Annotated in this window: 3 protein-coding genes; 1 reads left to right on the top strand and 2 read right to left on the bottom strand. The window is 73.1% G+C overall.

Annotated features, from left to right (window positions below; all coding sequences use genetic code 11):
- Positions 1-289: 289 nt before the first annotated feature.
- On the bottom strand, positions 290-646 hold the full coding sequence (locus LLG88_02980) for a VOC family protein (protein MCE5245871.1): 357 nt from the start codon (positions 644-646) through the stop codon (positions 290-292).
- A gap of 133 nt (positions 647-779) precedes the next feature.
- On the opposite strand from LLG88_02980, the gene LLG88_02985 reads away from it, so the two are divergent.
- Positions 780-1,352 (top strand): flavodoxin family protein, encoded by a 573-nt coding sequence (locus LLG88_02985; GenBank protein MCE5245872.1) that lies wholly within the window; start codon positions 780-782, stop codon positions 1,350-1,352.
- Between the two features lie 65 nt (positions 1,353-1,417).
- Here LLG88_02985 and LLG88_02990 read toward each other — a convergent pair.
- Positions 1,418-1,822, bottom strand: a 405-nt coding sequence (locus tag LLG88_02990; GenBank protein MCE5245873.1) for an MFS transporter, incomplete at its 5' end; no start/stop codon positions are given.

Consider the following 1,822-nt stretch of genomic DNA (forward strand, 5'->3'; position numbering starts at 1 on the left):
CGGGGCGCGGACGGCCGACGCCGCGGCGAGCGCGAAGCCGGTCGCGGCGGCGAGGCCATAGAGGCCGACCAATGTGAGAAGGAACGGCGTCATCGGGTGCGCCCCGCGGACCAAGATAGGGCCCCGCGGGAACGCGGTCCACGCCGGCGGCGCACGGGCCGACCGACGCGGACACGGCGCCCCGTTGACGTTCAACGTTCAAAGGCAAGGGGGCGCTAGGTTCGCGTCCGGAGGCAGGCGCGGAGGAGGCTCACGCGGGGCAACGAGCGTCGGGGCGCGCCAGCCTCCCCTACGCGGTCACGTGGTGGAGGGTGAGGCTGTTGCCTTCGGGGTCGAGCACGACGCTCATCCGGCAGACCGGCGTCGAGAACGGCTCGACGACGACCGGCACGCCGGACGCGCGCAGCCGCTCCGTCAGGGCGTCGACGTCGTCCACCTCGAACGCGATCTTGCCGCCGCGCTCCGCCGACGGACCGAGGTCGGGAATCATGTCCGAGATGGCGAAGACGCCTCCCGCCAGCTCGAACTCGATCCAGTGGCCGCCGAAGTCGCTGGAAACGGCCAGCCCCAGCGTCCCTTCGTAGAAGGCGCGGGCCCGGGCCACGTCCTTGACCGGGTACAGGGTGAAGGCGATTCGTTCGATCATGCGGCGACTTTCGCCCAACTCCCCCGCCGCCGTCAATCGCCGCCCCGCGAAATTTTCCTTGCGCTCGTACCGTAACCATCATAGTTTCAGTCGAGCGCGGGCGGAACGCCGCCGGGCGCCGAGGAGACAGACCATGAACGTCGCCGTCGTCTACCACAGTGGCTACGGGCACACCGCCAAGCAGGCCGAGGCCGTCGCGCGCGGCGCGGCCTCCGTTTCGGGAACCAACGTCGCGCTCGTGCCGGTGGGCGAGGTGGACGCGCGGTGGGAGGAGCTCGACGCCGCCGACGCGCTGATCTTCGGCACGCCGACCTACATGGGGAACGTGAGCGCCGAGTTCAAGCTCTTCATGGAGAAGTCGTCCAAGCGCTGGGCCGCGCAGGCGTGGAAGGACAAGATCGCCGCCGGCTTCACCAACTCGGCCAGCCAAAACGGCGACAAGCAGAACACCCTCGCCGCGCTCGCCGTCTTCGCCGCGCAGCACGGGATGATCTGGGTGGGCCTCGGGCTGCTGCCGGGCAACAACAGCTCGACCGGCGGCGTGGAGGACCTCAACCGGCTCGGCTCGTCGCTCGGCGCGATGGCCCAGAGCAACGCCGACCAAGGTCCCGACGTCGCGCCGATTCCGAGCGACCTGCGGACCGCCGAACACCTCGGCCGCCGCGCGGCGGAGTTCGCGGCGGTGGTCGCGAAGGGGCGCGCCTGACGCGCCCCTCGCCCGATCCCGCGGCGACGCCGGGCGCGCCCGACGCGCCTCGCGGCCGTCGCGCGTCAGCGGATCTCGTCCGCGCGCGCGGCGCGCGTCTCGACGATCCCCGCGGCGAAGAGCAGCGCGAGCGCGGCCAAGGCGAGCGCGGCGACCCCGCGCCACGCCGCGGCCTTGTAGGCGTGGCCGGAGGCGGTGATGCCGGCCGCGCCGCCGAGGTAGTAGAAGAGCGTGTAGAGCGCGTTCGCCTTGCCGCGCGCCGCGGCGAGGCGACGGTTGAGCGCGGCGACCGCCGCGGCGTGCACGGAGAAGAACCCCGCGCAGACCAGCGCCAGCGCGAGCGCGACCAAAGGCAGCGACGGCGCGAGCGTCAGCAGCACCGCGACGACGAAGACCGCCGCGCCGCCGGCGAGGGTCGGCCCCGCCCCGTGGCGGTCCACGGCGCGCCCCGCGACCGGCCCGATCAGCAC

Source organism: bacterium (genome assembly GCA_021372775.1).
Classification (GTDB): Bacteria; Acidobacteriota; Polarisedimenticolia; order J045; family J045; genus JAJFTU01.